The sequence below is a fragment of the uncultured Acetobacterium sp. genome, from assembly GCF_927416815.1.
In the GTDB taxonomy this organism is placed as follows: domain Bacteria; phylum Bacillota; class Clostridia; order Eubacteriales; family Eubacteriaceae; genus Acetobacterium.
This window is the reverse complement of sequence record NZ_CAKMJU010000083.1, coordinates 1-4,149: the sequence shown is the minus strand read 5'-3', so window position 1 is coordinate 4,149 and position 4,149 is coordinate 1. Positions and strand designations below refer to the sequence as shown.

At 39.1% G+C, this 4,149-nt stretch carries 5 protein-coding genes; 3 read left to right on the top strand and 2 right to left on the bottom strand.

The genetic code is table 11. From position 1 onward, the window contains the following. The coding region (locus QZ998_RS11860; RefSeq protein ID WP_296560862.1) for a tyrosine-type recombinase/integrase at positions 1-1,081 on the bottom strand (1,081 nt) is incomplete at its 3' end. 169 nt (positions 1,082-1,250) lie between these two features. Between QZ998_RS11860 and QZ998_RS11855 the strand changes: the two genes are divergently transcribed. The 3 genes from QZ998_RS11855 to QZ998_RS11845 all read left to right on the top strand — a co-directional run bounded on the left by QZ998_RS11855 (position 1,251) and on the right by QZ998_RS11845 (position 3,141). Continuing rightward, positions 1,251-1,802 (top strand): hypothetical protein, encoded by a 552-nt coding sequence (locus QZ998_RS11855; protein ID WP_296560861.1) that lies wholly within the window; start codon positions 1,251-1,253, stop codon positions 1,800-1,802. Continuing rightward, positions 1,796-2,290 (top strand): ATP-binding protein, encoded by a 495-nt coding sequence (locus QZ998_RS11850; protein ID WP_296560856.1) that lies wholly within the window; start codon positions 1,796-1,798, stop codon positions 2,288-2,290. Before QZ998_RS11855 ends, QZ998_RS11850 begins: the two co-directional genes overlap by 7 nt. A 620-nt stretch (positions 2,291-2,910) precedes the next feature. Beyond that, complete coding sequence (locus tag QZ998_RS11845; RefSeq protein WP_296560854.1) at positions 2,911-3,141, top strand: hypothetical protein; 231 nt, start codon at positions 2,911-2,913, stop codon at positions 3,139-3,141. Positions 3,142-3,336: 195 nt separating this feature from the next. Here the strand turns inward: QZ998_RS11845 and QZ998_RS11840 are convergent, their stop codons facing one another. Then, the gene (locus tag QZ998_RS11840) at positions 3,337-3,696 is read right to left on the bottom strand and encodes a hypothetical protein (RefSeq protein ID WP_296560852.1); all 360 of its coding nucleotides are present in this window, start codon (positions 3,694-3,696) and stop codon (positions 3,337-3,339) included. Positions 3,697-4,149: the final 453 nt, after the last annotated feature.

Genomic DNA, 4,149 nt, shown 5'->3' with positions numbered 1-4,149 from the left:
GAAGATTCGTAGCCAGGCTATGTCTCAAGGAATGTGCACCATGCTTTTTTTCCTTCCAGTGACTGATGTTTGCAAGCCGCATATATTTTGCAACAATGGAATGAATTGTCGTTTTACAAAGCTTTTTTCCCCGTTTTGCTGATTCATTGGAGACAATAATCTCTGGTGTATCGGTGTCAGGCCGACCGTTTTTCAGGTAATCAATGATGGCATTACCAACGGATGCAAGCAGTGGATATTCAACTGGAATGCTGGTTTTGTGCTGATTAAAAGAAATGATGTTTTTATCCCAATCAATCTGATCAAACCTGAGATTAACAATATCCGAGCTTCTAAATCCATATTCGCAAGCGAGCAAAAGAATCAGATAATCACGCTTCCCGGATACGGATGTCCGCTCAACAGCAGCAAGAATATTCCGTATTTCCTGTTCCTCATAGGTGGTTGGAATTCTGCTGCGTTTGTTGTAATTATCCGGCAAGATATAAATGGAGCAATCCAGTTCTGTCATACCGTTATCATAGGTATGTCGCAAAAATAATCGCAGCGTTGAATTACAGTTGTGCTTTGAAGCCAGTGTATAGCTTTGTTTGGAATAAAAATCCGCAATTGTGTCGAGCTTTATTTCATTCAATTCGATGAAATGAGATTCTAAAAAAGCATTAAACGCCAACAGATACTGGCGCTTATTCGACAGCGTGTTTTCTGACAGACAAACAGTATTTTTCAGGTGCTCCAGATATTTTTCAATGATGTTACCGGATTTACCTGAAAATCTGTACAGCATGGTCGGTGTTCTGAATTCGAAATCGCCATCTTTCTGATAAGAAATAAGCATTCGTACTGCGCGTAACCGCACATGATCTTTTTTTTCAATGCCCGATAAAACACATGAACCGAATGTTTCATTGCAGTACTGAAAGCCGATATCTTCATTAAAGCTTCCACACGCATGCAATTCCATCCATTCTATTAAGTCACGCCATGTCCCTGTTATAATCTTCAGGCGACTTTGGGTGTACTCTCGACTTGTTAATTCCTGTTCGCACTGCCCGATTAATTCTTTAACATCTGTAACCATAAATCGATCCTCCTTAAATTGTGATGATTTATGATTATCATGGCGGGTATATTATGTAAAGAAATATATTATAAACATCAGGGATTCAGGCGTTTATGATACGTATCTTTACATAACGGAATACTTAACATAACCCTTGTTATGTTAAGCTTTACATAACAAGGGCAAGGTGGAACGCGGGGTCCGATATGTACGCGGCAACTTCTGGCCCAGAGTCAAAAGCTTTTCCGATCTAACTGACCTCAATGAACAGGCTCGACTCTGGCTGGATACGAAATGTAACGTCAGGCTTCATCAGACAATTCACAAAATTCCCCGTGATATACTGAAGGAAGAACAGCTGAAACCCGTTAATACCGAACCGTTTCTTTCTGTGGATCTGGTCAGCAGGAAGGTCATGAATGATTGTATGATCAGTTATCAGTCCAATTATTTTTCCGTTCCCTTCCACTTTGTTGGTCACCGTGTCGGTGTGCGGGATCTGAGAAATGGAACGATTGAAATCTATGATGAAACTGGTGCTTTGATTGAAGGTTACCGGAAACCGGCCCAAAAACATCAGGTTCAAAAAATGAAAAAGCACTTTGAAGGATTGAACAGTCAAAACCATAAAGCCAAAGCCCGCAAAGCACCGCTTATGATTCCAGATCAATCGCCCAAAGTGCATCAAAGACCGCTCGCAGTCTATGATTCTTTAGTCAGTGAGGTGGTTACATGGTAACCCATCACCTGAAGGAAGCTTTTGATCGTCTGAATCTCACGCATATGGCGGCCGTTTATGACCACCATGCGGAAGAAGCTTCCAAGGATAGTATATCCTATTTGGAGTTTCTGGACAAGCTGCTTTGGGCAGAAATTGATGCAAAAAGAGAACGGACAACTACGACGAACTTGAAACTTGCAAAATTTCCCTATATCAAGGCCATCGATTCCTTTGACTTTGATTTCCAGCCCAGTGCCAATCAGCGTAAGATCAACGAACTGAAAACACTCGCCTTTGTGGAACGTTCCGAAAATGTCGTGTTTTTGGGCCCGCCCGGCGTTGGCAAAACTCATCTGGCCGTAGGTCTGGCAGTTTGTGCGATCAAAAGTGGCTATACTGCTTATTTTCTCAGTGCACATGAACTGATTTCAATGATTCAGGAAAATATTGTTTCCGGGCGAGGCATACGGTGCCTGTCACTTAACTTATTCAACTTAACTTATTGAGGTGGGTAGTTTAGAAACAGAGAATAGAGACGATTCGGGTTCTTCGGGACTCGGGTCGTCTTTTTTTACACATACGGTGCCTGTCACTTAACTTATTCAACTTAACTTATTGAGGTGTATTGAGGTGGATAGTTTAGAAACAGAGAATAGAGACGATTCGGGTTCTTCGGGACTCGGGTCGTCTTTTCTTTTTTGGTAGCGAAAGAACGTAAGCGTCAAATACAGCCCACATTGAAAAGCAGTCCAGTTGATGGTAAGCGTCAAATACAGTCCACATTGAAAAGCAGTCCAGTTGATGAGATGTAAGTGCCTCAAAAGATGACGTATAGCAAGTTTGAATTTAACCTGCTATACTGGAGACATCTTATTTGAGGCACTTTTTATAGTTATGGCTAAGTCTGCAACGATCAGGTATCAAAATCGGTGTTAAAATACCCATAATTATCGGTTCCCTGAATCAAACCCCCATCTTAAATACATATTATAATTTTGAAGATCATTGGCTTAAGCTGTCAATGGTCTTTAATACTTTTTTGGAGGAAATCAATATGAAACAAATGAATGAGACGATCATTACATTGAGGATGTCATTGCTATTCAAGGATTGAGGTGATGATCAGATGGTAATCACTGCAAGAGTTGTGGTCAAAACCAGTGATTCCGACTATGTGGATGGGATGGATATTGCCTTTTCCCTGGAACCCATCATTGATCCCAACTACTATCAGAACAGCCCCGACTACCATGGTGGCAGTATTGAAGACAGTCAACCCTGGCTCAAAAAATATGGCAAAGTGATTCTTGAACAGATGGACAATCCCTTTAAAATGATAGGTGATCAGCATGAGTGATTTAAACATTCAGGGAGACTGGACAAAAATTTAAAAATTTCTGATTATACTTCAAATCATTTGGCACAAAATTTCAAAAAAAATAAAACCGCCTGAAATAGCGCTTTTTTTAAACATCTGTTCATCAAAAAGAGTAGAAAAATCCCTTGGCCGGGATCAGGTTTTTTTGAAATTTTCAAAGACCATTAAAATCATCTATTCAATCTGACAATAAGAACGGATGTTCTGAGGGGTGAATTGTTCCAGCTGATTTTTAAATCGATAGACAAACTTTTTTAGCAGGTTTCGTTTTCTATTTTTAATGGTCATCATGAAATCAATAAAATTAGCACCGTCATTTCTAAAGATCTTTTCCATAATCAGTTTTTGATCTTTTGTGAAGGATCGATACTCCAGACTATCAAGAATACCATTTGATTTCGAGCGGAGTCGATTTAGAATATACCAGATTCGTAAATGCTCCTGACTGGAATTATTGTTTGTTCTGACATACTTGGCAATAAACTGTTTGCCGTCTTCAGAAAAAACAAGAACATGTTGATTGTTATATTTCACTAAAACCCGTTCCTTTCGAAAGATTTCAGGAACGAGATAACGCTGTTTCTTAAACAGAACGGTCGCTTTTGAGGAAACCTTGCAATATTTGCTATCATAATAAATAAAGTCTTTGTCAAGTTTAGGCAGAAAACAACAGCACTGAAAGGTAAACTTATCGATATTTCGCTATTTCATAAAAAAATACTCTTGTGGATAACTTTTCTGAAAAACAGGCGTCATATGCAAAAGTTATCCACAAGAGTATTTTTTTATGAAATAGCGAAATATCGATAAGTTTACCTTTCAGTGCTGTTGTTTTCTGCCTAAACTTGACAAAGATAATGCGCCAGGATTCAGCACTGAAAGGTAAACTTATCGATATTTCGCTATTTCATAAAAAAATACTCTTGTGGATAACTTTTGCATATGACGCCTGTTTTTCAGAAAAGTTATCCACAACTTATGCTTAGA